The following is a 23168-nucleotide window of genomic DNA, read 5'->3' as shown; positions in this document are numbered from 1 at the left end:
AGGCCATAACGACTATGGTGCTCGTTTCGAACACTGTGGTAATGGCTTCCAGTTCAAACCGTCGTGACAGTCACGATAACAATCATCTTTCGACTCGATCGCGCCGGTCGCTGCTCGCTGCAGGCGCGACGGGGACGCTCGCGCTGACGGCCGGCTGTCTCGATTTTGCGCTCGGAAACGGACCGCTCGAGTTCAGCGGCGACCGCGTCGCGCCGAGCGATGATGCACTCGAAGAGACGGGATACGCCGAAGAGTCCGTCGAGGAACGATCGATCGAGAAATCGACCGAGGTTGGCCTAGGCATCGAGCGCGAGTTCAAGGCGGGAATCTGGCAGTCAACGTACGTCAAGGACGTCTCGATTCTGGGCGGCGAACGGGAGGCGGCGCTGTTCACGACGCTCTCGATTCCGGCGGTCGAAGTCGCCGGCCGGTCGTTCAACCCGCTCGAGGATCTGAGCAACGGTGAACTCGTCGAGCGATTGCTCGGCGAGGTCGACAGCGAGGCCGGACAGATCGAGGGGATCGAACACGAGGAGTCGTTCGGCCTCGACGTTCTCGGCGACGGGCGGGACGTGGACACGTTTCTCGGACAGTCGACGTACGACGGCGAGAAAATCGACGTGGAACTCACCCTGACCTCGTTCGTACACGAGGACGATCTGCTCGTCCTGCTCGGAACCCATCCGGAGGTGCTCGCGGAGGAATCTGCGAACGTCGAAGTACTGCTCGAGTCGGCCGAACACCCCGTCTGAGCCACACAGTGGACGAGCGGGCTACAGTTCTTTCCGCATTTCGACGACCGTCCCGTAGACGCCCGTCGATTCGTGGCCGGAGAACTCGTGTCGGGTCGCGCCGATGCGTTCGTAGCCGTGGGACCGGTAGAACGCGACGGCGTTTTGCGAGGCCGTGAGTTCGAGTGCTGTGATGTCCCGTTCTCCGGCACGCCGTTCCAGCGATTCGTAGATCCGGGACCCGACGCCCTCGCGGGCGACGCTCGGATGAACGTACACGGCGGTTACTTCGGCGTCCGCGGTCGCCTCGTCCGCCTCCGGAGCGGCGACGACGAGCGACCCGAACCCGCGAATCGATCCGTCGACGACGGCGACGACGAGATAGTGGTCCGGAGACTCGATGGCGGCGGTGTAGTCCGCGGATTCACACCCCGCCGCCCAGGCGTCGACTTGTTCCTGCGAGTAGCTCTCAGTGCCGAGTTCTGTGATCGACGCCGCGTGGGTGGTTCGAATCGCATCGGCGTCGTCCGGAACGGCCTCCCGAACCTCCATGTATCGGCTTGCGGCGGCGGTACCGAAAAATCAATCGACGGTGTGAATAAGTGACATTCAAATGACTGGCGACGATCGACGACCACTCGCAATCGTACTCGCAAATACGAACAGAGAACCACGAAACCCGGCGAGAAAACGAACTCAAGCGGCGACCGGTCAGCTAGTAGAACTCGCGAACGAGGTCCATCGCGTCTTCGGGTGCGCCGTCCGGAATCTCGGACATGTCTTCGGTGACGCCGTGTTGTTCGTGGTATGGCACCGAGTTCTCGTCCTGGTACATAATGCCTTGGTACTCCTTGTCGGCGTCGAGGATGACTTCTTTCGCGTCCTCGTAGTTCGTCGCGTCGTGGTCCTCGTCTTCCTGCAGGTCGACCAGCGAGTCGCGGAAGTAGTCGTAGGTGTCGACGTCGTTGAACGTGACGCAGGGGCTGAAGACGTTGACGAAGCCGAAGCCGTCGTGTTCGATGGCTTCCTGGATGATCTCCTGGTGACGAAGTGCGTCGGAGGCGAACGATTGGGCGATGAAGGTCGCACCCGAGGCGAGCGCGAGCGCGAGCGGGTTGACCGGCGGCTGCTTCGGACCCTCAGGCGTCGTCGAGGTCTCGAAGTCCGAGCGCGAGGTCGGCGAGGCCTGCCCCTTGGTCAGCCCGTAGATGCGGTTGTCCATGACGACGTAGGACATGTCGACGTTCCGGCGAACGGCGTGGACGAAGTGGCCGGACCCGATCGAGTAGCCGTCGCCGTCGCCGCCGGCGACCATGACCTCGATGTCGGGTCGGGCCATCTTGACGCCCGTGCCGACAGGGAGCGCGCGACCGTGGACCCCGTGTAAGGCGTAGCTGTGCATGTAGGTCCCGATCTTTCCGGAACAGCCGATCCCGGCGACCACGAACGTGTTGTCGGGGTCGTTGCCGGTCTCGGCGAGGCCTTTCATCATGCCGTTCATCGTCCCGAAGTCGCCGCAGCCGGGACACCACGTGGGCTGTTTGTCGGATTTGAAGTCGGTGAATCGAACGTCGGATTGGGAGCTCATTGTGCTGGCACCTCCTGGGAGAGTTTGTCGGCAATTTCGTCGGCGAGTTCGTCCGCCTTGAAGCGGACGCCGGTGTACTTGTTGATGCGCTTGACGCGAGTGAGCACGTCGTGTTCGATCACGTCGGCGAACTGGCCGGTCGCGTTACACTCGACGACGATCGTGTCGTCTGCAGCATCGATCTCGTCTGACAGGTCCGGTCGCGGGAAGATGTACGGGACAGAGATGATGCGCACATCGATACCGTCGTCCTCGAGATACTCGAGGGCTTCGATCAGGGCACCCTCGTTGGATCCCCAGGAGATGACGAGATTGTCGGCGTCGGCGTCGCCGAACTCGCGGTAGTCCCACTCCTCTCGTTCCTTGGCTGTCTCGACCTTTCGGGATCGCTTGTCGACCTGCTGAACGCGCTCGTCCTGGTCTTCGGTCCGGCGACCGAGTTCGTCGTGCTCGAGGCCGGTGGACATGTGCGCGCCGTCGGTCGTGCCCGGGATCGCGCGCGGACTGACACCGTCGTCGGTGACGGCGTGGGCGCGGAAGCGACCCTGGGAATCGAGCCATTCGTCGACCTCGTCGTCTTCGACGAGTTTGCCGCGGTCGATCTCGACTGCATCCATGTCGAAGGCCTCCGGTGAGAACGTCTGTTCGGTCACAGACATGGCCAGATCGGAGACGAGGAACACCGGCGTCTGGTACTTCTCGGCGAGGTTAAACGCCTCGATTGTCTTCCAGAAACACTCCGTGATTGTCGTCGGCGCGACGATGAACCGCGGCACTTCGCCGTGGCCACCGTACAGCGCCATGTTGAGATCGCCCTGTTCCTGCTTCGTCGGCATCCCGGTCGAGGGGCCGGAGCGCTGGACGTCGGTGATGACCAGCGGCGTCTCGCTGGTCGCGACCAGCCCGAACGTCTCGGTCATGAGGTCGATCCCAGCACCCGATGTCGCGGTCATCGATCGCGCGCCGGACCGCGCGGCACCGAGGGCCATGTTGATCGCCGAGAGTTCGTCCTCGGCCTGGACGACGTGGCCGCCGTAGTCCTCGATGCGACCGGTGAGGTACTCCATGATGGAGGTTGCGGGCGTGATCGGATACCCGGCGTAGAACCGGCAGCCGGCGGCGAGTGCGCCCATCCCGATCGCCTCGTTCCCGTTGAGCAACACGTAGTCGTTGTCGGTCGTCTCGAGGTCGTAACCGAGATCCAGGTCGTAGTTCTCTTGAACGTATTCCTGACCGAGGCGGGCGGCTTCCTTGTTGTTCTCGACGATCTTCGAGCCCTTGCCGCCGAAGCGTTTTTCGAGTGCTTCGTCCAGGTACTCGACGTCGAAGCCGGTGATCTCACACGCGGCACCGAGCGCGACGATGTTGCGCATGATCGCCCCACCGGCGTCCTCGGCGAGGGATTTCAGCGGAACGTCGACAGCGGCTGCGTCCTCGGGGATGTCCGCCTCCCAGGAACGCTCGCCGTCGTAGATGATCGCACTCCCCTCGTGGAGTTCATCGAGGTTCTCGTCGATGGTGCGCTGGGTGAGCGCGACGAGAATGTCGAGGCGGTCGACGACGCTCTGGACTTGGTCGACCGACGTGCGGATCTTGTAGGCCGTGTATCCGCCACGGATTCGCGATGCGAAGTCTTTCGACGTGAATACGTGCCGTCCGGCTCGGGAAAGCGCCTGGGCAAAAATCTTCCCAGTGGAGTCGATGCCGTCGCCAGCCTCGCCCCCGACCGCCCAGTTGAGGTCCTCAGCCATGTTAAGGCGAACCTTGCTCCCTGCCAATAAAAAGGCTTCTGAAAGCACATTCAAGCCGCTTGAGAGCCCCCAGAATCTGTACGTTTGGTCGGGGTTTCGGCGGGGGAACCAGGGAACGGAACGCCTTTTCGAGCGCCGGCCGAACGTCCCGGTATGGAAGGCACACAAGTCACCGTCGAATCGGTACGTGATGTCGGCCCCGAAACCGTCGCTCTCGAACTCGAGACTCCCGACACGTTCGACGCGCTTCCCGGCCAGTTCGTCCTCGTTCGGGCCCACCCCGACGAAGCGGACGAGCCGATTGCGCGCCACTACACGCTCTCTTCGTCGTCCGTCACCGACACCTTCGAAATCACCGTCGGCGTCGACCCCGACGGCGATCTCTCGCCCTGGCTCGCCGCGCTCGAACCCGGCGAAACCATTCACATCGAGGGGCCGTTCGGCAATATCGCCTACGAGGGAACGCACGATGTCGTCGCCATCGCCGGCGGCCCCGGCATCGGCCCGGCCATCTCGATCGCCGAAGCCGCTCACAACGCCGGCCACGACGCCGTCGTGCTCTACCAGGACGACGATCCCGCCCACATCGATCGGCTCGACGAACTCGAGGACGACGGTGAGGCGAACACGACCGTCACGGTCGTCGACGACGACGCCGACGCTGAACTCGCCGACGCGATCGAATCCCACCTCGACGAGGGAGCGGTGTACGCCTTCGGCTTCGCCGAGTTCGTCACGCTCGTCGCCGACACGATCGACGACGCCGGCGGCGATGCCGACGAGGCCCACATCGAAAATTTCGGCTAGCCACTCGCAACTGACCAATTGATCGCCGTTACTGGTCGGGTTCTTCGTGTTGCCCTTCAACCGTAGATTCGGATTCGGATTTGGCTTCGGCTTCGGACCCGGACGTGGAGTTGGATCCGGACTCGGTTTCGGACTCGGTTCCGGATTCCGAGTCGGACTCGCGGTCGTCCGCACGAACAACGAGTTCAGTACTGCCACAGGACGGACACGTCTCCTGCTCGCTGTAGAATCGTTCCCCGCACTCACGACACCGATACGGTGCCGCCTCGTCCCGTGCCGCCTCGGCTTCCTGCTTGAAGGATTCGACTTTTTCTCCGAGACGCTCGAACAAACTCATGCGTTGAGTGTGTTGGACGATCCGCATAAGTATTTGTGACCGTTGGGATCGATGCCACACGATGCCGTCGTGGCGGCCGAGGCCGTTGGTGAGCGCGGGAAGATCGGCACCTACCTGAGACGAGCGGGGCCAAATCGGAAACCGCTATAAAAAAGCGTCGTCGTTAGTTGCGGTATCGAGCTACCGCCATCGTCGAGAGGAGCGCAGCGAGAGCGGCGACAGCGCCGAATCCTGGCATCCCGTCGTCGTCACCCTCCTCAGTATCGGCCTTGGTCGACTCCATGCCGAGATAGTCAGTGACCTGTTGCATGTCGAGTCGCGGGTGATCTTCGTCCCACTCGCCGGGCATGTGAACGGTGGTCTCGTCGTTGACGATCGACTCCGCACGGACGTCGTCTTCGCTCGCATCACCGTCGACCATGCCGGCCGCGTAGACGTACGTCGCCTCCTCGTCGGTGTCGCCGTAGACGTGCGTGACCGAGAGGTTGTGGTAAGCGTCGCTGAGTTGATCCTCGAAGGCGCTGAGATCGTCGAACGTCGCGCCCGTCTCCATCGTAACCGTTCCGTTGTCCATCTCGAGGTCGAACTTCGCGAGTTCAAGATCGGCCTCGTCGAACGCCGAGACGAACTCGGTTGCGTTCTCGTCGACGGTCGGATCGTTCTCGAAGTCCTGCAGCAAGCCGGTCATCGCGGTCTCGAGGAAGTCCTCCTGTGAGACATCGAGGCTCATCTCCATCTCGATTTCGTCGTCGACGGTCTCGGCGCTCGCATCGAGTGAGAACTCTGGGTTCTCGATATCGCGCTCGGCGAGAGCCGTCGTATAGGCCTCCCAGTTTTCCGTCTCGGAGGTGAACTTGGCGGTGAGCGTCGCCTGCTCGGCATCCGCCGAGGTGTAGCTTACGTCCCATTCTGCCGTCTGGGTCAGATCGGATTCCTGCTGGGCCTCGTACATCGCTTCGTAGTCAGGGGTCTCCTGGTCCATTCCCTCGACGGAATTGGCGAGATCGAGCAGGGCGGGGACGGCCGACTCGAACCCGCTGAACGCGACGTTCCAGTCGCCCTCGATCCCGTCCGCGCCGTTGGTGTACGAGAGCGTGAACGTATCGAGTTCAGCGGCGAGGAGATCCGACGCTACCTGTTCGGCATCGCTCTGGTCGAGATCGAGTTCGGAATCGCTCGCGAGTTCGTCTGCGATGGTCTGTTCGAGCCCGTCCGTTACGTTCTCGAGTTCGACGGTGTATGCCATATCGAGGTGGCCGCTCCCGTCGTCGTTTTCGGTGAACTCGTGTTCGTCGATGGTGACCGTCGCGTCGCCGCCGGTCTCTTGCGTGACCTCGTCAAACTGGGACTGAAGCGATGCTGCGGCGTTCTCTTTCGTTCGCATTTCATCCGTTTCGAACGCGGGGACGTTCTGCTGCTGGCTCACCGCGATCGTGTAGCCGTCGTCGCTGTCCGTAATCTCGAGGTCGAGCCCGGTTTCGGGACCGGTCATGGGCATGCCGTGTTCGACGTCGAAGTCACCGCGGGTGGCGAACTCGTCGGCGCTCGAGACGACCTCTCCGGACGAGGAGGCCGACTGAACGACGCTGGCCATCGGGGCTTCGGTGGTATCGAGCGCCATATCGAGTGTCGCGTCGAACTCGTTGGTTTCGGCGGTCTGCTCGCCGGTGACATCCATCGAGAAGTCGTCGATGGCGGCCGGACGATCGGTGGTGAGCGAGCCGGACGAATCGACACCGCTGTCGTCGAGCGCCATCGAGAACGCCGCGGAGATGTCCTCCTCCATGTCATCGGTGATGAACGCGTACGCAACCGATTCGCCCACGTCGAGTCCGAACTCGCCGGTAGCTTCGTCCTCATCGGTCGTTTCGTTGTAGACGAGCACGGCGTCACCGTCGTCGTTGATGAACACCTCGTCGGCCGGATCGGCCTCGTCACCGTCCGTATCCGCCAGAGCGGTACCGACACACCCGGACGTAATCAGTACGACAGCCATGACGACTGCCACGATACTTCGAAAAGACTGACCGCTAGTGAGTTTCCTACCCATCGTCTTAGTAATTTAATCTCTATCCTATATGTGACTTTCGGGATACTATTGACATGCGAAGAAGGTGAGTGCCACACCCGTCACTCCCTGTCCGTAACCGCGGGCTGAACTCGACGAGTCGGTCGGTTCATACGGGCTGCTGTAAGTCATTTGCGGCGCAACCGCAGGATGGTTCGCGGTCGCGGAGGGAATCGTTACAGCAGACCGCATCAGTCAGCGACGGATTCCTCAGGGCCGGCGGGATTTCGCGTATCACGAGCAGCGTTAGCAGATCCTTTCTCGAGGTGAACATACGTTCATCAGGCGGATAACGGCCGATGACGGTGTTTACGACGAGTTCAGCCACGGTCAGCCGTGATCGGGTATCACTCCTGTAGGCGGGCCCTTACGGAACCCTTATCTGTGTGACTCTCCTCTCTTGAAAAGCAATGGCGAAAGGAACTGTCGATTTCTTCAACGACACTGGCGGCTACGGCTTCATCGAAACTGAGGACGCGGACGACGACGTATTCTTCCACATGGAGGACGTTGGCGGTCCAGACCTCGAAGAAGGTACAGAACTCGAGTTCGACATCGAACAGGCAGACAAGGGCCCGCGGGCGACGAACGTCACCCGACTGTAACGCGGCCGACGAGTCAATTTCGTATTTTACGCGGAACGCGATGGAGTAGGGAGTGCCAACGTTGTGGCTGAGCGGTGGCTACGTCGTTCAGTGCTCGACGAGTTCGATCAGAATCCCGCCGGTATCCGCCGGGTGCAAGAACGCGACGGTGTGGCCCCAGGCACCGGGGCGCGGCTCCTCGTCGACGAGAGTGACGTCGTGGGTGCGGACGGTGTCGAGTGCGTCGTCGATGTCGTCGGTCGCGAGGGCGAGGTGGTGGATGCCGGCACCGTTCGATTCTATGTATTGGGCGATGGTCCCCCCATCAGTTGGTTCGAGGAGTTCGAAGTAGCCGTTTCCGCAGTCGAGGAAGACGACGCGCATGCCGTCGAACGTCTCCTCGTGCGCGATTTCGAGGCCGAACAGGGCGGCGTAGCGGTCGGCGAGTTCAGTTGCGTTCTCGGTGGCGATGCCGGCGTGGTCGAAGTGCATGGCAGAGGTGTGTTCGGGCAACGGCAAATATCGAAGGGTTGCTGCAGGTCTCACGAGGGGGATCGCGATGGCCGTCGGATCGCGCCGCGGCCGATCGTCGCTCGGTTGTACGTCTGTAGGGGATCGCTTCCGAGGTGGACGTGAAACGCCCTGACAGTTACCGGGACGATTGCACTCTAGCGACCGCCTACAGCCGCGTCAATTCGAGTTTTCTGGGTGTGAATCGTTCGGCGGGACTTCGAACGCGGAGCGACCCACCACCTGTCGCGCAGTCAAAAGAAGGTGTTCGGTTCGCGAGCGGCTAGCGGTTCCGACTCGCGTTACTCCTCGATCGTTTCGTTGCCGTCGGTTTCGGTGGACTCGTTCTCGGCGGTTTCGTTGCCGTTTTCGCCCTCTTCGACGGGTTCATCCTGCGTGTCTTCGGTCGCTTCTTCGTCCGTCTCCTGTTCCTCCGCACCCTCGGTATCCGGCATCGAGAGTTCTTCGCCCTCGTCGGGCGCGACGAACTCCATGACGACGCCGGTATCGCCTTCTGGGACGCCCTCCCGGTTGGCGAGGACGTAGACGTTGCCGTCGGAGTCCTGGCCGAATTGGCGGACGAAGTAGGGGAACGAGCCGTCGTCGGTGCCCGAGACCTGGAGTTCTTCCATCTCCCAGAGTTCGTCGCGCGGGACTGCCTGGTCGTCGGTGGCCCCGTTGTCGGTGGTCCCGTCGTCAGCGGCCCCGTTGTCAACGGTGTCGTCGGTCGTTCCGTTCTCGGTTTCATCGGTGGCCGTCTCGTTCGAGTCGGCCATCCCGTCGGTTCCGTTCTCTGCGGTGGTGTTGTCGGCGGTTTCGTTGCCGGTTGTGTCGGCCGATTCGGTCGTATTGTCCGCAGTGTCCGTGGTGTCGGTGGTGTCGTCTGCGGTTTCGGTGCCGGTGTCGGTCGTATCGTCGGTGGTCCCCTCGTCGGTCGTCTCATCACCGGTTTCAGCGTCGCCGCCCGTCGTGCCGTCGGGATCGGTCGCCGCGAGCAGTCGGCCGGCGGGTTCCTGGCGCGACGGGTCGGCGGTCCAGTCGCCGAAGATGTACTTGCCCTGGAGATCTTCGATCTGGCTGCTCTCGTAGACGTGGCCGCCGATGATCGTGATCCCGACCATCTCGCCGTCGTAGACGTGGGGATACTCGACGATCGGGTCCTGGAGTTCCTGCCCGTTGTACGGCGCTTCGTCGGTGGCCGTGTCGGGACAGTCTTCCGGCGGATCGCTCGGCGTGTCCGTGCTGAAGCAGTGCGTTCCCTCCTTGACGTTCCAGCCGTAGTTGCCGCCGGATTCGACGATGTTTGCCTCCTCGTAGAGGTCCTGTCCGGCGTCGGAGGCGAACAGTCGCCCCTCGCTGTCGAACGAGATGCCGAACGGGTTTCGGAAGCCCCACGCGTAGTACTCGTCGAGGCCCTCTTCCTCGTCGACGAGGGGATTGTCCTCCGGAATGCCGTACGGTTTGTCGCCGGTTCCGGGATCGGTGTCGGTTTCGGTGTCGGTTTCCGTCTCCTCGGTCTCCGTCCCCGCGTCCGTTTCCGTTTCTGTCTCCGTCTCAGTCTCGTTCTCGGCCCCGTAATCGTCCGTCTCAGTCTCGGTTTCGTTGCCGAGTTCGGAATCCGATGCCGTCTCCGACTCGGTGTCCGTTTCCATTTCGTCGTCGGTACTGACACCGTCTTCACTATCGCCACCGGTATCGGTCTCAGTACCAGTATCACCGGCCCCCGCCCCTTCGGTGTTGACGTCGATTCGATGAATCCCGCCGAGGAGGTTCTCGCTTACGTCCTGTCCGTTTCCGCCGGCGTTCTCGTCGTACCAGTCCTCGACGTGGCCCTCCATATCGTCGTTCGCCCCGCCGCCGTCGCCCATCGGCACGTACAGGCAACCGTCCGGACCGAACGCCATCGGCCCGGCGTCGTGGTTGTACTGGGGCTTCTGGAACTCCATCAGCACTCGTTCGGAATCCGGTTCCCCCTGCGTCAGATCGTCGTTCGCCTGGAACTCGGCGACAACTTCAACGTGGCTCCAGCCCTCTGGCGTCTCGTCGTTCGGCGGCGCGCTGTAGTGCAGGAAGAATCGTCCGTTGTCGGTGAACTCCGGATGCAACTCGACGCCGAGCAGTCCCCGCTCGTCGTAGTCCTGATCCGGGTCCGCGTAACTCCCCTCGAACGTCCCGAGTTCAACGAGGCGGTCGCTCACGTCGATGAACGGCTCGTCCTGAACGCCATCGCCGTCGATGACCCAGAGCTCGCCCGTCTGGTCGGCGACGAAGTATCGGTCCTCGCCTTCGACGGCGGCGAAGTCCGTGGGTGCCGTCATCCCCTCGCCGATCGTCTGCAGGCCGATCTCCGCTCCGGGCTGGAAGAACGGTTCGGCGTCCGTCTCCTCCTCCGTTCCGTCGTCGGCCCCGCCGTTCCCGCCGATCGAGATGTCCCCTCGCATCGTCCCCGCATGGGGCTCGCAGTAGTACTCCGCCATCTCGCTCGTCGCCTCGAACTCGAGCGTCTGTGTCTCGCCCTCTTCGCTCATGAGTTCGGTGCGTTCGAGTTCACCGCCGTCGCCGTCGACGATGACGACGTTGTGCGCCAGGCCGTCCAGGTTTTCCCACGTGAGTTCGTAGGTCGTTCCCGCCTCGAGTTCGAGCGTGGGGTTCGTTTCGCCCTCGATATCGCTGGGAGCGACGCCCTGCCAGCCGCTCGTCTCGCCGCCGAGTTCGATCGTCTCGCCGTCCTGGGCGAGCCCGAGCGAACTGACGGCGGTGAGACCGCCCGCGGCGGCGGTCGCCTGGAGCATTCGCCGTCGTGTGGGCAACCAGGAGGTGGTGTCCGACCGGTGATAGTCGGAATCGTACTCGTACTCATCGATGTCCTCGCCCGTCGGTTCAGAATCGCGTTCGTGCTCGTGCTTGCTCATCGTGCACTCACCACCGCGTCGGCTGGTGATTGGATAAACAACAGCGACCGTTCCTTCGAATTTGCGGGTCAATCGCGTATTGGCTCCGAAACGCGGCGCTCACGTTCGAGCGCGGCGGGGAGACGACGATACCTAAACGGGGATTACTCCCGCCTAATAGCGGCTTCTGCCTACACCGCACTGCCGGGTTGATATTCCCCGAACTCGTCGCGGAGCACGTTACAGATTTCCCCGACCGTCGCGTACGCCTTCACCGCCTCGATGATGTACGGCATGAGGTTGTCTCCGTCTCGTGCGGCCTCGCGCAGGGATTCGAGCGCCGCGTCGACGGTTTCCCCGTCCCGGTCCTCGCGGACGGACTCGACGTTGTCGATCTGTCGTCGTTCGTCCTCCTCGGTGACCTCCTGGACGTCCATCTCGGGGTCCTCGTCGACCTCGAACTCGTTGACGCCGACGATGATCCGCTCGTCGTCCTCGATTTCCTTCTGGCGGTCGAAGGCGGTGTCCTGGATCTGGCGCTGGACCCACTGCTGTTCAACGGCGTCTAACATCCCGCCGCGGCTGTCGACTTCGTCCAGAATCTCGTAGGCCGATTCCTCGACGTCGTCGGTCAGCGATTCGACGTAGTAGCTGCCGGCGAGCGGGTCGATGGTATCTGCCGCACCCGACTCGTGGGCGAGGATCTGCTGGGTGCGTAGCGCGGTCCGGACGGACTCCTCGGTCGGCAGCGCGAGGGCTTCGTCCTTCCCGTTGGTGTGGAGTGACTGGGTGCCGCCCAGCACCGCCGCGAGCGCCTGGTAGGCCACCCGGACGACGTTGTTCTCGATCTGCTGGGCCGTCAGCATCGAGCCCGCCGTCTGGGTGTGGAACTTGAGTTGCTTCGATTTGGGGTTCTGCGCGTCGAAGCGCTCGTCCATGATATCGTGCCACATTCGGCGGGCGGCGCGGAACTTCGCCACCTCCTCGAAGATGTTGTTGTGCCCGTTGAAGAAGAAAGAGAGCTGCGGCGCGAACTCGTCGACGTCCAGGCCGGCGTCGATCGCCGCCTCGACGTACTCGATGCCGTTCCCCAGGGTGAAGGCGAGTTCTTGGGCGGCCGTCGACCCGGCCTCGCGGATGTGATAGCCCGAAATGGAGATGGTGTTGAACTTCGGGGTTTCCTCGGCGCAGAACTCGAAGATATCCGTGATGATCCGCATCGAGGGCTCGGGCGGGTAGATGTAGGTGTTGCGGGCGATGTACTCCTTCAGGAGGTCGTTCTGGATGGTACCCCGAAGCTCCTCGCGGTCGACGCCCTGTTGGTCGCCGACGGCGATGTACATCGCGAGCAGGACGGACGCGGGCGCGTTGATCGTCATCGAGGTGGAGACTTCGTCCAGCGGGATGCCGTCGAAGACGGTCTCCATGTCCGCGAGCGAGTCGATGGCGACGCCGGCCTTGCCGACCTCGCCGGCGGCCATGTCCGCGTCGGAGTCGTAGCCCATCTGCGTCGGGAGGTCGAAGGCCATCGAGAGTCCGGTCTGGCCCTGATCGAGCAGGTAGTGATAGCGTTCATTGGTGTCCGCCGGCGTCGAGAAGCCGGCGTACTGGCGCATCGTCCACAGTCGGCCACGATAGCCGGTCGAGTAGACGCCGCGTGTATAGGGTGGCTCGCCCGGATAGCCGAGATCGTCCTGGTAATCGAGGTCGGCCACGTCGGCGGGCGTATAGAGGCGATCGACCTCTTGACCGCCCGTATCCGTCGTGAACGTCTCCTGGCGTTCACCGAATCGGTCGAGGATCGGGTCGACCTCCGTCTCCTGCCAGTCGTCCCGTCCGGCGCGGATCTCCTCGAGTTCGTCGGGATCGAACATTATGAATAGCGTCGACCGGACAGGGCTTGAAGGTTGATGAACGCGCCTTGTTTGCCATCGAATAGCGAGCGGACTGTGCGAGACCGTCGGTGATCGAGTTCGTTCGACTGCGCGTCTCGTCAGCCAGTCGGATCGGAGTACCTGCCGTGGCGAACGAGATCGGTTTCAAATAGCGTCAGCGGGGTCGTGTTCTTCGGCGACACGCGTGGCTTCGGCGGCGTAGCGCTCTCGCGTCGAGTGGTCATCGACCGTTCCGAGTTCGTCGGCCGTCACCGAGAGCCCGGCTTTCGTCTCGCGAGCCGGTCCCGTAAAACTCGGAAGCGCGCGTTCTCGACGGTGGTAGTGGCGTCCGTCCGTCGTGGCGTACACCAGGATGATGAGGTTGAGTTCGTCGTCCGAGTAGGTGCGTTCGACAAGCCAGACACGGGTGGTGTCGTCAGTGTCCATGGGTAGCTTGGGCTGTCTCCGTGTCTGCTTTATTGCTCGCTGTGCTGGTATCTGTTTTCGTCCCGTTCTCAATAGTTGAGTTCATCGCTGTGTGGCATTCCGTATCAGATCGGTGGTTCGCTCGGTCGAGAGTGTCCTTACTCGGACGTGATCGATTCCGAGACTCTCAATATAATCGCCACATCCGTTTTTGTCTTCCGTGACTGAATCACCGATATGGGGTCGTCGCTTCCGCCACAATCGACAACCGATGAACCGCGCAATCGGCGTCGAGCGGCGCTGTACGTGCTGCCGTTTCTCCTGATCGGACTGTTCTATCTCGTCATCCTGATCTGGTGGGGACTCGATCCGCTGTGGGGATTCGTGATTCTGCCGCCGATTCTCGGCGTGAGCGCGATCGCGTGGGTCGCGTTCCGCCACGGGTTCGACCGACAGCCGTGACTACCGTCCGGTATCGTACTTGTAGGTCGCCGAGTCGGGATCGATCCCGAAGTCCTCGGCGGAGTCGTCGTCCGAGGCCGTCGACCGGCCTTCCGGTGCGCGTTTGAACGCCTCTCGAAGGCGGTCCGGCATCCGGAACTGGTCGACATCGATAGCGAGTGCGACGGCATCGGGGTCGGTTCGGTTGCGCTTCTCCGAGAGGCGCTCCTGCAGGACCGCCGGGAGTTGCGATTCCTCGATTCGCCGAAAGCCGAACTGGGCCAAGTAGGCGCTCTCGCCGGTCAGCGAGTAGACCGTGTCGAACCCCTCGTCGCTGGCGTACTCGATCAGTCGTTCGACGACGTGAGCGCCGACGCCCTGTCCGCGCCAGGACTCGAGCACGCCGATACTGGTTAGTTCGCAGACTTCGGCAGGCCCCTCTCGGGCCGCCCCAGTCTCGGTACCGTCACCGTCGTCGCTCTCGCCCGTCTCGGTCCCGCTGTGATCCTTGTGAATTCGTATCCGGCCGAACCCGGCCTTTTCCCCGGACTCTTCGTCCACGGCGACGACGTAGTCGCGCGAGCGGAACGCCGTGTCGTCGAGCCCCATCGACTCGATATGATCGAGCAGCCAGACCTCTTCCCTGTTTTTCGCGTCCCGCACGTACATGATTCGACGTACGGCACTGATGGCCAAAAGGGTTTGTGGGAGTCTACCCCGTCTCGATCACGTTCGATTGCTCACAACCACCAACACAAACCGGCGACCGAACTCGAGATCGGTGTGGGCGATGCCTGCGGACACCGTCACAGCATGGGACGACTGACACCGCGGGCAACAGCTGCCCACTACCCGCTCGCGAGCGCGGCCTCGAGCCGCGATTCGATTTCGTCTAACTCCTCGCGAATGGACTCGCCTTCCTCGCCCTCGAGTGCGGCGACCCGATCGATGAGTCCCTGCAGTCGCGAGTACTTCTCGTCCTCGTCGACGCTCGTTTTCTGCACGTAGACGCTCTCCCGAGTCTCGTAGACCTCCTCGGCGGTGAGATCGGTCACCGAGAGGACCACGTCGAGTTTCTCCGGATCGATCCCGAGGACCCACTCGCGCGGGATCTCGTACTCGTCGAGGGCATCGAACACCGTCTCCTCGTCCAGCGGCCGCCGGCGTTCGCGAACCGTCCGGCGGACGGTCCCGTACCGGCCGTGAAGTTCCTGGTCCGGGCCCAGTCTGTCGAGCAGTGCGTCCCGCGCCGATCCGCGGAGACGATCCGTGCCTCGTTGCACGTCCGAGGAGAGGACGTACAGGTCGGTCAGTGGGTCCGTCTCGAGGGACGAGGGATCGGCCGCGTCGTCGATATCGTCGAGACCGTCGAGCAATGCCGCGAGCAACAGCGCGTCGTCGTGCACGCGTTCGGGCTGGGTTCGCGCCTCGACCGCGGAGACGAGAAACGGACTCTCGCCGGCGACGGCCGCCTCTGGATCGGAGACGATCGCGTCGTCCGCGACGGTGAACTCGGGGGCGAGCGTGACGACGACGGCGTAGGGCTCGACGCTCGGCTGGAGGTCGGCGACGGCGACCTGGGTGTTTGCAAGTTGGTCGACGAACACGTCGAACTGGTCGCGCCAGAGCGGGCGTTCCTCGCCGCTGTCCTCGAAGCGGACGGCGATCCGATCACCGGCGGTTCGGACGACGCTGAACCGACGGTCCGAGACCGGCGTCTCGAGTTCAGTGCCGGGGTCGAGCGTTTCACACTGGGTTCTGAGGGCGGTCCAGCGCTCGTCGTTCATATCGCGACCTCCACTCGCGGGGACCAAAAAGCGGGGGCAGGCAGCTGCGCCGGGGTGTGTCGTGTCGCTTGCGTACTCGATCGGAGACGGACGCGAGAGGGTGAACGCTGGATCGTATGACCGCTGTAGACATTCGATTTTATATCGACCGATGATATCTTCGTCCGAACAGTAGCGAAACCGTTTCGCTGAGCGTCGCGCTGATCATTCCTGATATGGGATAATGATTTATATCTCAACATAAGAGGATACAGTATATGAAGCGACGAACGGCACTCGCTAGTCTGTCTCTGATACCTATTACTTCGGGATGCGTGATGAACAACCAAGAGACAAGACTTGCTAGAGTTGCTGTCGGAAACTTCTCATCTTCAGCGGTCTCCTTTGAGATACAAATATTCGAGAGTGAATCCCTAGTCTATGATAAATCTATGAGAATAGAGCCAAATTCTGATGATGTTACTGTCCCTTCCTTTGTCGTAGAAGAGGATCTCCCTTCAGAACCGGGGGCGTATAGAATCGAATACGGTATTTCTGGATCCTCACTCGAGGAATTTGACTTTTCGAACAGTATTGATACTGATTGTGGTCAGGTTCATATTGATATTCGAGAAGCGGATCGCACTGAGATTTTTGTATCAGACAGTTGTGACACCATTTGATGTGTTGTGGCACAGTCATATTTAAAGTAACAAACAGGAGGATTATTACATATTCGCGGCTGGGTTCCCGGTGTCCTCGCGTTCCAGTAGCAGCGACAACCCGTCAGGACAGCGACGCGAACTAGTTCGGTGGCTTACAGCTAAGGTCTTTCATGGATAACTGTTCGCTATGCTCCACGCGAACGGCCCGCTGCTCACCGTCGACGTCGGCGAGCGAACGGCCACCGAGACGTCCATCGAGGACCTGCTCGCCGACACCGTCGGCGGGCGGGCGACGGCGACCGCCCTCGCCCACGAACGCATCCCGTTCGACGCGGACCCGTTTGGCCCAGAAAACCGCGCTTACCTCTCGACCGGCCCGCTCCAGCAGTCCAGGATGTCCTTTACCGGCCGCATGAACATGACCGGCCTCTCGCCGCTGACCGACGGCCTCGTCTCGACCAACGCCGGCGGCTACCTCTCGCGCAACTTCGTCGACACGGCCATCAGCGTCCTCGAACTCACCGGGAAGAGCGACGAGCCGCTCGCCGTCCACGTCACCGATTCCGGCGTCGAGTTCGAGCCGGTTCCTGAACTCGCGGGTGCGACGGTACCCGAAACGTCGGACTACATGGACGAACATCACGGTCTCGGTCCCGAGCACTGCATCGCGATCGGTCCCGCCGGCGAGAACCTCGTTCGCTTCGCGTCGGTGATGACCTTCGACTCGCGGGCCTTCGGTCGCGGCGGACTCGGTGCCGTCCTGGGCTCGAAGAACGTCAAGTGCGTCACCTTCGAGGGCGACGCAAAGGACGCCGTCGAGGTCGACATCCCGAGTTCCCCGACGACGGCTGTCCACCGCGAGGCCGCCCAATCGGACGACCTGATGCGCCGCCAGGGGACGACCGGCAGCACGGAGTTCATCAACGACAACTTCTCGCTGCCGACGCGGTACTTCGAGGACTACGAGTTCGAGAACGCAGCACACATCGGCGGCGATGCGGTCGAGGCAAAGAAATACAAGAAGGGCGCGTGCTCGGCCTGTGCCTACGCCTGCAAACTCCCGACCCGGGACGAAGACCGCGGCGTCGAGACGGAAGGACCGGAGTTCGAAACCGTCTATTCCTTCGGTTCGCTGCAGGGCGTCGACGACATCGTCGACGTGATGCAGGCAAACGACCTGTGCGATACCCTCGGGATGGACACCATCTCCGCGGGCGTCACCGTCGCGGCCTACCTCGCGAGCGAGGACGAGTTCGGCAACGCTGAACTCGCGCGGGAGATCACGGCGCAGATCGCCCACCGGGAGGGCATCGGCGATCTGCTCGCGGAGGGGGTCGCCCGCTGTCACGACGATCTCAACGTCGACGATTACACCGTGAAGGGCATGGAGTTCGCCGCCCACGACGGGCGCGTCCTGCACGGGCAGGGACTCTCCTACGCCGTCGCGAACCGCGGCGCGGATCACATGTACGCCGGCATGCTAGGCCTCGAGTACAGCGGTGAACTCGATCCCGAGGGCACCCTCGGCAAGGCCGAGACGCTCGTCGCGATGGAGAATCACAACGTGTTCCGCGACACGGGAATTATCTGCGCGTTCGGGAGCGATTACGTCACCGAGGACCGACTCGAAGCGTTGTTCGACGCCGACTACACGACGCTTCTCGACATCGGCGCACGAACGGTCGAACGCGAACGGCACTTCAACAACCGGCGCGGCCTCGACCGCGACGACGATCGACTTCCCTACGAGATTCCGGATCTCGAGGACGCACTCACGGAGTATTACGACGCTCGCGGCTGGAATCACGACGGAACGGTTGCGGACCGAGCCACGGCGGATTCGGCCGTTCCATCCGCTGATTGACGTGCAGGTTGCCGGTTGTTTCTTTCCGGTTGGCGGTCAGCCACCGTACACCGATGGCACTAGCCGGATCACGGCGTCCTCCCGCAGTCGCGTGTCCAGTCCGTCGATGTGGGTCACGTTTCGCTTATCGAGCGTCACGACGGTATCGCCCGCGAGTTCCGAGCCGTCGGCGGCAACGAGTTCGCCGTCGAGTTCGCTGAACTCGGCTTCGAGTTCGCGAAGGAGGTCGCCGACGGCTTCGGCGGTCGTCTCGTAGTGGACGGTTTTCGTGCCGACGGCGTCGCGGAACGGGCCGAAGAAGACGCACTCGAGTTGCACACGGGGAGTTCGGCGCGCGGTCTCTTGTAGTCGACGGGTCGACCGGCGGAGGACTGCGGTGAGAAACGGCGGTTCGATCCGATCGGTTACGACGGAGTCAGCCGATCCCACAGCGATTTCAGTTCCGAGGCCGTCGCCATCGTCTCGAGCTCGCGGTACGCCGATTTCTCCTCGTCGTAGTTCGATTCGATCGGGGCGGTGACCGCCCTGTCGTACTCGAGTCGGTCCGCCATCATCGATAGCCCTTCGTAGGCGGTCATCTCGATGCGTTCGGTCATCATCCCCGCGTTCAGGTAGACCATATTCAGCAGGTCGTCGTCCGTGATGGCCTGTTCGAGTTCGGTCCGTTCCTCCTCGAGCGCGTCGAGGACGGGGGCGTCTCTGGCCTCCGCGGGTCGGTCGAGCGCCGCGAACACGTCTTCGATCCGCCCGACCTGGGTTCGGGTTTCGTCGCGGTGATCGGCGAACCCGTCGCTCAATCGGTCGTTGGTCGCGTTGATCGCCATCTCGTCGAGCGTGCCGACGAGTTCCTGTTCGATGTAGTACTGTTGGGCGAGTTTGTGGACGAACACGTCCTCGAAGTCGGTGAACTCCATATGCGTTCGTCCACCGAGCAGGGAGTTAGTCGCGAGGCCCGAACGTGCAGGCCGTGGAGTGGCGGTAACGGCCGCTCACTCGCTGAGCGACGGCACGTCGGCGGGCGTATCGAAGTCGTGGAAGTGTTCGCCTTTCTCCTTGCTGAGGATGTCGAGCGCCGCCGAGCCACCGTCGCCGGCCGCGATGACGGCCTGCCACTCCTCGGCGCGCACCATCGCACCAGTCGCGTACAGGTCGTCGACGCTCGTCTCCATGTCGAGGTCGACGTCGACGGTGTCCTCGTCGTCGAACGCGAGGTCGAGTTCTTCGGCGAGCGATCGATCCGCGCCGGTCGCGAGCACGACGTAGGTCGCCTCGTACTCGTCGGCCTCGGTTTCGATGTGGAACCCGTTGTCCGTCTGTTCGATGCCGACGACCGGTTCGTCGCCGTTGATCGAGCCACCGCGGTCCTCGACCTGTCCGCGGGCGATTTCGAGGAACTCGTCCCCGCTGAGACTGCGGACGCCGAGGTAGTTGAACAGGTGGGCCTTGTGCATCCACGTGTCGTCGGTGTCGAAAATGACCGTCTCGAGACCGTTCTTTGCAGTGAAAAGGGCGGCGCTTAGACCGGCGGGACCCCCGCCGACGATAGCAACATCTGCCATACGTCACGTATGGACGAACGTACAGTTAAATGATTCTGTCCGAATTATTATTCGTTCGCGCCGCGGTGTGACGCGTTACAAGAGCGATATCGCAGTCGGATCGAGTTGTATGCGTTCCGGTCGTGTCGTCCGTGAGACGGCGACCGCCCCACGCTCGTCTGCAGGGGCCAATTCGGGCGGGTCCCCGTCCGCCGGAAGGACGACCACGGCCTTCGCGAGCAGCGGTGCGAGGACGCCCGCGACCGCGACTCGCGGGTCGGCGAGCGACTCGCGGACGACGACGCGCTTGCCCGCCTCGAGTTCGAACTCGTCGATGACCGCTCGAGCAGTCTCGATCGCACTCGCGTGGCTCACCGTCCGTTTGCCGTCGGTCAGTAGCGCCGTGTCTGGATCGAGCATCTGCGGCGGAAACGACGGGTTCTCGCTCCAGAGGCCGGCATCGAAGTGCCTGACACCCGGTGTGGTCGGCTCGTCGCCGTATCCGAGTTTGCCGGTTCCCCGCGGCAGGTCGTAGCGTCCTGCCTCGATATCGTCGACGGGTGCGACCAGCGCCTGCAGGTCGTCCGCGTCGCCGAGGTCGGCCGGCGGCTCGAAGTGCGTCTTGCCGCCGAGTAGCGTCGTCCCGAAACACGCGAGCAGGGCGAGCGGGCCGCTGCCGACGACGCCGACGGTCGTCCCCTCGTGAACGCCCGCGTGTCGCAGGAAGTTGCCGGCCTTCCAGGTCGTCGTACACAGCCAGTGTGCGTCGAACTCGCGGCCCGTTCCGTCGACGAGGACCGTCCGGTCACCGCGGCGATCCCTGCCGAACAACTCGTCGACTGTCGCGACACGCTCGGTCATACCCGTCACTGGGTCCCGCGATGAAAAAAGCGCGCCGAAACGAGCGGCCGAGCGAGCGCCGAGTCGCCGCTCAGAACGCGCGCTTGATCCGCTCGAAGAAGCCTTCGTTGACCTCGATTTCGTCCCCGCCCGCCTCGGCAAACGCCTCCAGGGCCTCGCGTTGCTCCTCGTTGAGCGAGTCCGGCGTGACGACTTGCACCTTCACGTAGAGATCGCCCTGTCCGCGCCGGCGAAGCCGCGGCATCCCCTTGCCCTGTATCCGGAACGTCTCCCCGCTCTGGGTGCCCCGCGGCACGTCGAACTCGACGGCCCCGTCGAGCGTCGGCACCTCGATCGTGTCGCCGAAGGTCGCTTGCGGGAACGAAATCGGCAACCGGTAGCGCAGGTCGTCCCCGTCGCGCTCGAACTCGTCGTGCTCGCGGATCGCAACGTCGATCAGCAGGTCGCCGTGGGGCCCGCCATCGGGACTGGGCGCACCCTCACCCTCCATCCGGAGCGTCTGGCCCTCCTGAATGCCAGCCGGCACCTCGACGGTGAGCGTCGCTTCGTTGCGGACGTAGCCCTCGCCTCGACAGGAGTCGCAGGTTTCCGAGTAGAGGGTCCCCTCGCCCTCACACTGCGGGCAGGTCGTCGTCTGCTGGACGCGGCCGAGCGGCGTCTGCTGGACCTGCGTCACCTGCCCGCGACCCTGACACTCCGGACAGGTTCGAGACTCAGCGTCCGGCGGGTGGCCCTCGCCGCCGCAGTCATCGCACTCCTCGGGGCGCTCGACGGAGAACTGCTTCTCGACGCCCTCGAAGGCCTCCTCGAGTTCAATATCGAGTTCGGTGCGCAGGTCGCGGCCCTTCTGCGGTCGACGGCGACCCCGACCGCCGCCGCGGCCGCCGCCCCCGAAGACTTGCTCGAAGATGTCGCCGAGACCGCCGCCACCCATGCCGCCACCGCCCATGCCGCCACCGCCCATGCCGCCGAACGGGCCGCCGCCCATACCGCCACCCATACCGCCCTCGCTGGCGTCGAAGCCGTGTTTCTCGGCCTGTTCGTAGCGGTCGTGGCCCATGCGGTCGTAGGCCTGACGCTTTTCCTCGTCGGTCAGAACCTGTTTTGCCTTCTGGATCTTCTTGAACTTCTCCTCGGCGTCCGGGTCGTCGCTGACGTCCGGATGGTACTCCGTGGCCTTCTTCCGGTACGCCTGTTTGATCTCCTCGGTGTCCGCGTCCGGACTCACACCGAGTACGTCGTAGAAGTCCTCGCTCATTCGTTGTTCTACCGATACTCGGTTGAGCCACTTGAAACGACCGTTCCCCGAAAACGATCGACCGTGTCTCGTCTCCGGCCGGTACGCCCCGTCAACTGATCGGACACCCGGCGGCTGAACTCGGGACACTCCGTGCTGGGAGACGATCCGCCGCTGACTCTTTCCTGTCTGGATAGTCACGATCACAAGACACAATACGTAAGTGTATAGGTCGGGCCATCAGCGATAGTATGGCTCCCCAATCGGAGACACGAACGGTGATCGTAACGGGTTCGACGAGAGGGCTCGGACAACGGATTGCAGAACGGTTCGCGGAAACCGGCGATAACGTCGTTATCTGCTCGCGCTCGCTTTCTGATTGTAAACGGGTCGTCGACGAGTTCGAGGAGAACGACTACGACGGCACGGCTCACGCGGTCGAAGTCGACGTGAGCGAGAAGTCGTCCGTCGAAAATTTGATCGACGAAACCGTCGACCGGTTCGGTCGTCTCGACGTGCTGGTAAACAACGCGGGAATCAACATCCGCGGTCCGGCAGAGGAGATGTCGGCCGCGGACTGGCAGCGGGTCGTCGACGTGAATCTCACGGGCGTTTTCTTCTGTGCACAGGCGGCGGGCACCCAAATGATCGACCAGGGGGACGGCGGCCACATCGTCAATATTTCGAGCATGATGGGAAAGATGGGACAACAGGATCGAACGCCCTACAATACGACGAAAGGCGGTGTGAACAATCTCACCCGGTGTCTCGCCGTCGAATGGGCGGAACACGATATCCACGTAAACGCTCTCGCACCGGGATACATCATGACCGAGATGGTCGAGCAAGCCCAGGACGATACCGGATTCGACCAACAGGATATCAGGGATCGGACGCCGCTCGACCGGTTCGGGACGCCGGACGAGGTCGCAAACTGCGTCGCGTTCCTCGCTTCCGACGAGACGTTCGTGACCGGCGAAGTGCTCACCGCTGATGGCGGCTGGACGGCGTTCGGCTGGGGTTGCAAAGACAACTGAAAACCGCCGCTTCCGCCCCGCCGAATCCCGGGAATCGAGCGGCGCGTTTACCGATCACAAGCGGGAGAACGCGGCAGGAAGTGGGCGAAATAGGGAGAAAGAGGTCCGTCTCCCTATCCCGAGTTCACGTCACTGTCAACGCCGTCGCTGTCGGCGGATCGGGAACAGAGTTTATTTCGGCTCCCGTGACAG

At 62.8% G+C, this 23168-nt stretch carries 23 protein-coding genes; 7 read left to right on the top strand and 16 right to left on the bottom strand.

The window, feature by feature from the left end; translation table 11 throughout:
• The first annotated feature begins 41 nt into the window (after positions 1-41).
• Positions 42-752, top strand: coding sequence for a DUF6517 family protein (locus tag C480_RS14695; protein WP_006666406.1), 711 nt, complete (start codon positions 42-44; stop codon positions 750-752).
• Positions 753-773: 21 nt separating this feature from the next.
• Here the strand turns inward: C480_RS14695 and C480_RS14690 are convergent, their stop codons facing one another.
• The 3 genes from C480_RS14690 to C480_RS14680 all read right to left on the bottom strand — a co-directional run bounded on the left by C480_RS14690 (position 774) and on the right by C480_RS14680 (position 4070).
• Positions 774-1283, bottom strand: coding sequence for a GNAT family N-acetyltransferase (locus C480_RS14690; protein WP_006666405.1), 510 nt, complete (start codon positions 1281-1283; stop codon positions 774-776).
• 163 nt (positions 1284-1446) lie between these two features.
• The gene (locus C480_RS14685; protein WP_006108696.1) at positions 1447-2319 is read right to left on the bottom strand and encodes a 2-oxoacid:ferredoxin oxidoreductase subunit beta; all 873 of its coding nucleotides are present in this window, start codon (positions 2317-2319) and stop codon (positions 1447-1449) included.
• A complete protein-coding gene (locus C480_RS14680; RefSeq protein WP_006666404.1) occupies positions 2316-4070 on the bottom strand; it encodes a 2-oxoacid:acceptor oxidoreductase subunit alpha in 1755 nt (584 codons plus the stop codon). Before C480_RS14680 ends, C480_RS14685 begins: the two co-directional genes overlap by 4 nt.
• A gap of 153 nt (positions 4071-4223) precedes the next feature.
• Between C480_RS14680 and C480_RS14675 the strand changes: the two genes are divergently transcribed.
• A complete protein-coding gene (locus tag C480_RS14675; protein ID WP_006666403.1) occupies positions 4224-4877 on the top strand; it encodes an FAD-dependent oxidoreductase in 654 nt (217 codons plus the stop codon).
• Between the two features lie 28 nt (positions 4878-4905).
• On the opposite strand, the gene C480_RS14670 is transcribed toward C480_RS14675, so the two are convergent.
• On the bottom strand, positions 4906-5214 hold the full coding sequence (locus C480_RS14670) for a zinc ribbon domain-containing protein (protein WP_049903784.1): 309 nt from the start codon (positions 5212-5214) through the stop codon (positions 4906-4908).
• Between the two features lie 163 nt (positions 5215-5377).
• A complete protein-coding gene (locus tag C480_RS14665) occupies positions 5378-7210 on the bottom strand; it encodes a PGF-CTERM sorting domain-containing protein (protein WP_006666401.1) in 1833 nt (610 codons plus the stop codon).
• 482 nt (positions 7211-7692) lie between these two features.
• On the opposite strand from C480_RS14665, the gene C480_RS14660 reads away from it, so the two are divergent.
• The gene (locus tag C480_RS14660) at positions 7693-7887 is read left to right on the top strand and encodes a cold-shock protein (RefSeq protein WP_006108691.1); all 195 of its coding nucleotides are present in this window, start codon (positions 7693-7695) and stop codon (positions 7885-7887) included.
• Between the two features lie 87 nt (positions 7888-7974).
• On the opposite strand, the gene mce is transcribed toward C480_RS14660, so the two are convergent.
• From mce to C480_RS14640, 4 genes are all read right to left on the bottom strand, one after another.
• On the bottom strand, positions 7975-8358 hold the full coding sequence (gene mce / locus C480_RS14655) for a methylmalonyl-CoA epimerase (protein ID WP_006666400.1): 384 nt from the start codon (positions 8356-8358) through the stop codon (positions 7975-7977).
• A gap of 320 nt (positions 8359-8678) precedes the next feature.
• The gene (locus tag C480_RS14650; RefSeq protein ID WP_006666399.1) at positions 8679-11288 is read right to left on the bottom strand and encodes a PQQ-dependent sugar dehydrogenase; all 2610 of its coding nucleotides are present in this window, start codon (positions 11286-11288) and stop codon (positions 8679-8681) included.
• Between the two features lie 170 nt (positions 11289-11458).
• A complete protein-coding gene (locus C480_RS14645) occupies positions 11459-13141 on the bottom strand; it encodes an acyl-CoA mutase large subunit family protein (RefSeq protein WP_006666398.1) in 1683 nt (560 codons plus the stop codon).
• A gap of 165 nt (positions 13142-13306) precedes the next feature.
• Positions 13307-13588, bottom strand: a complete 282-nt coding sequence (locus C480_RS14640; RefSeq protein ID WP_006666397.1) for a hypothetical protein — start codon at positions 13586-13588, stop codon at positions 13307-13309.
• Positions 13589-13804: 216 nt separating this feature from the next.
• On the opposite strand from C480_RS14640, the gene C480_RS14635 reads away from it, so the two are divergent.
• Positions 13805-14029 carry a hypothetical protein gene (locus tag C480_RS14635; protein WP_006666396.1) on the top strand — a complete coding sequence of 75 codons (225 nt, stop codon included), beginning with the start codon at positions 13805-13807 and terminating at the stop codon, positions 14027-14029.
• On the opposite strand, the gene C480_RS14630 is transcribed toward C480_RS14635, so the two are convergent.
• Positions 14030-14677, bottom strand: a complete 648-nt coding sequence (locus tag C480_RS14630) for a GNAT family N-acetyltransferase (protein ID WP_006666395.1) — start codon at positions 14675-14677, stop codon at positions 14030-14032.
• Positions 14678-14856: 179 nt separating this feature from the next.
• Positions 14857-15795, bottom strand: a complete 939-nt coding sequence (locus C480_RS14625) for a hypothetical protein (protein ID WP_006666394.1) — start codon at positions 15793-15795, stop codon at positions 14857-14859.
• Positions 15796-16112: 317 nt separating this feature from the next.
• On the opposite strand from C480_RS14625, the gene C480_RS23065 reads away from it, so the two are divergent.
• On the top strand, positions 16113-16457 hold the full coding sequence (locus tag C480_RS23065; RefSeq protein ID WP_152424059.1) for a hypothetical protein: 345 nt from the start codon (positions 16113-16115) through the stop codon (positions 16455-16457).
• 169 nt (positions 16458-16626) lie between these two features.
• Complete coding sequence (locus C480_RS14620; RefSeq protein ID WP_006666393.1) at positions 16627-18303, top strand: aldehyde ferredoxin oxidoreductase C-terminal domain-containing protein; 1677 nt, start codon at positions 16627-16629, stop codon at positions 18301-18303.
• A 36-nt stretch (positions 18304-18339) separates the two neighbouring features.
• Here the strand turns inward: C480_RS14620 and C480_RS14615 are convergent, their stop codons facing one another.
• The 5 genes from C480_RS14615 to dnaJ all read right to left on the bottom strand — a co-directional run bounded on the left by C480_RS14615 (position 18340) and on the right by dnaJ (position 21960).
• Positions 18340-18732 (bottom strand): MoaD/ThiS family protein, encoded by a 393-nt coding sequence (locus C480_RS14615; RefSeq protein WP_006666392.1) that lies wholly within the window; start codon positions 18730-18732, stop codon positions 18340-18342.
• Positions 18708-19217 (bottom strand): YciE/YciF ferroxidase family protein, encoded by a 510-nt coding sequence (locus tag C480_RS14610; RefSeq protein ID WP_006666391.1) that lies wholly within the window; start codon positions 19215-19217, stop codon positions 18708-18710. Before C480_RS14610 ends, C480_RS14615 begins: the two co-directional genes overlap by 25 nt.
• Before the next feature lie 75 nt (positions 19218-19292).
• Complete coding sequence (locus C480_RS14605) at positions 19293-19862, bottom strand: NAD(P)/FAD-dependent oxidoreductase (protein WP_006666390.1); 570 nt, start codon at positions 19860-19862, stop codon at positions 19293-19295.
• A gap of 75 nt (positions 19863-19937) precedes the next feature.
• On the bottom strand, positions 19938-20702 hold the full coding sequence (locus tag C480_RS14600) for a hypothetical protein (protein ID WP_006666389.1): 765 nt from the start codon (positions 20700-20702) through the stop codon (positions 19938-19940).
• Positions 20703-20772: 70 nt separating this feature from the next.
• A complete protein-coding gene (gene dnaJ, locus C480_RS14595; RefSeq protein ID WP_006666388.1) occupies positions 20773-21960 on the bottom strand; it encodes a molecular chaperone DnaJ in 1188 nt (395 codons plus the stop codon).
• Between the two features lie 230 nt (positions 21961-22190).
• On the opposite strand from dnaJ, the gene C480_RS14590 reads away from it, so the two are divergent.
• Entirely contained in the window at positions 22191-22976 is a 786-nt protein-coding gene (locus tag C480_RS14590; RefSeq protein ID WP_049903737.1) for an SDR family NAD(P)-dependent oxidoreductase, read from the top strand.
• Positions 22977-23168 lie beyond the last annotated feature (192 nt).

Source organism: Natrialba aegyptia DSM 13077 (assembly GCF_000337535.1).
GTDB lineage: Archaea > Halobacteriota > Halobacteria > Halobacteriales > Natrialbaceae > Natrialba > Natrialba aegyptia.
Note: the sequence above shows the minus strand (reverse complement) of the source record. Positions and strands in the feature narration are given on the sequence as shown.

Coding starts and splice junctions, on each gene's coding strand:
- C480_RS14640 (WP_006666397.1), bottom strand. CDS start 13,588: ATGGACACTGACGACACCACCCGTGTCTGGCTTGTCGAACGCACCTAC.
- C480_RS14665 (WP_006666401.1), bottom strand. CDS start 7,210: ATGGCTGTCGTACTGATTACGTCCGGGTGTGTCGGTACCGCTCTGGCG.
- C480_RS14690 (WP_006666405.1), bottom strand. CDS start 1,283: ATGGAGGTTCGGGAGGCCGTTCCGGACGACGCCGATGCGATTCGAACC.
- C480_RS14610 (WP_006666391.1), bottom strand. CDS start 19,217: ATGGAGTTCACCGACTTCGAGGACGTGTTCGTCCACAAACTCGCCCAA.
- C480_RS14600 (WP_006666389.1), bottom strand. CDS start 20,702: ATGACCGAGCGTGTCGCGACAGTCGACGAGTTGTTCGGCAGGGATCGC.
- C480_RS14625 (WP_006666394.1), bottom strand. CDS start 15,795: ATGAACGACGAGCGCTGGACCGCCCTCAGAACCCAGTGTGAAACGCTC.
- C480_RS14695 (WP_006666406.1), top strand. CDS start 42: ATGGCTTCCAGTTCAAACCGTCGTGACAGTCACGATAACAATCATCTT.
- C480_RS14660 (WP_006108691.1), top strand. CDS start 7,693: ATGGCGAAAGGAACTGTCGATTTCTTCAACGACACTGGCGGCTACGGC.
- C480_RS14605 (WP_006666390.1), bottom strand. CDS start 19,862: ATGGCAGATGTTGCTATCGTCGGCGGGGGTCCCGCCGGTCTAAGCGCC.
- C480_RS14670 (WP_049903784.1), bottom strand. CDS start 5,214: ATGAGTTTGTTCGAGCGTCTCGGAGAAAAAGTCGAATCCTTCAAGCAG.
- C480_RS14630 (WP_006666395.1), bottom strand. CDS start 14,677: ATGTACGTGCGGGACGCGAAAAACAGGGAAGAGGTCTGGCTGCTCGAT.
- C480_RS14590 (WP_049903737.1), top strand. CDS start 22,191: ATGGCTCCCCAATCGGAGACACGAACGGTGATCGTAACGGGTTCGACG.
- C480_RS23065 (WP_152424059.1), top strand. CDS start 16,113: ATGAACAACCAAGAGACAAGACTTGCTAGAGTTGCTGTCGGAAACTTC.
- C480_RS14680 (WP_006666404.1), bottom strand. CDS start 4,070: ATGGCTGAGGACCTCAACTGGGCGGTCGGGGGCGAGGCTGGCGACGGC.
- mce (WP_006666400.1), bottom strand. CDS start 8,358: ATGCACTTCGACCACGCCGGCATCGCCACCGAGAACGCAACTGAACTC.
- C480_RS14620 (WP_006666393.1), top strand. CDS start 16,627: ATGCTCCACGCGAACGGCCCGCTGCTCACCGTCGACGTCGGCGAGCGA.
- C480_RS14635 (WP_006666396.1), top strand. CDS start 13,805: ATGGGGTCGTCGCTTCCGCCACAATCGACAACCGATGAACCGCGCAAT.
- C480_RS14645 (WP_006666398.1), bottom strand. CDS start 13,141: ATGTTCGATCCCGACGAACTCGAGGAGATCCGCGCCGGACGGGACGAC.
- dnaJ (WP_006666388.1), bottom strand. CDS start 21,960: ATGAGCGAGGACTTCTACGACGTACTCGGTGTGAGTCCGGACGCGGAC.
- C480_RS14685 (WP_006108696.1), bottom strand. CDS start 2,319: ATGAGCTCCCAATCCGACGTTCGATTCACCGACTTCAAATCCGACAAA.
- C480_RS14675 (WP_006666403.1), top strand. CDS start 4,224: ATGGAAGGCACACAAGTCACCGTCGAATCGGTACGTGATGTCGGCCCC.
- C480_RS14650 (WP_006666399.1), bottom strand. CDS start 11,288: ATGAGCAAGCACGAGCACGAACGCGATTCTGAACCGACGGGCGAGGAC.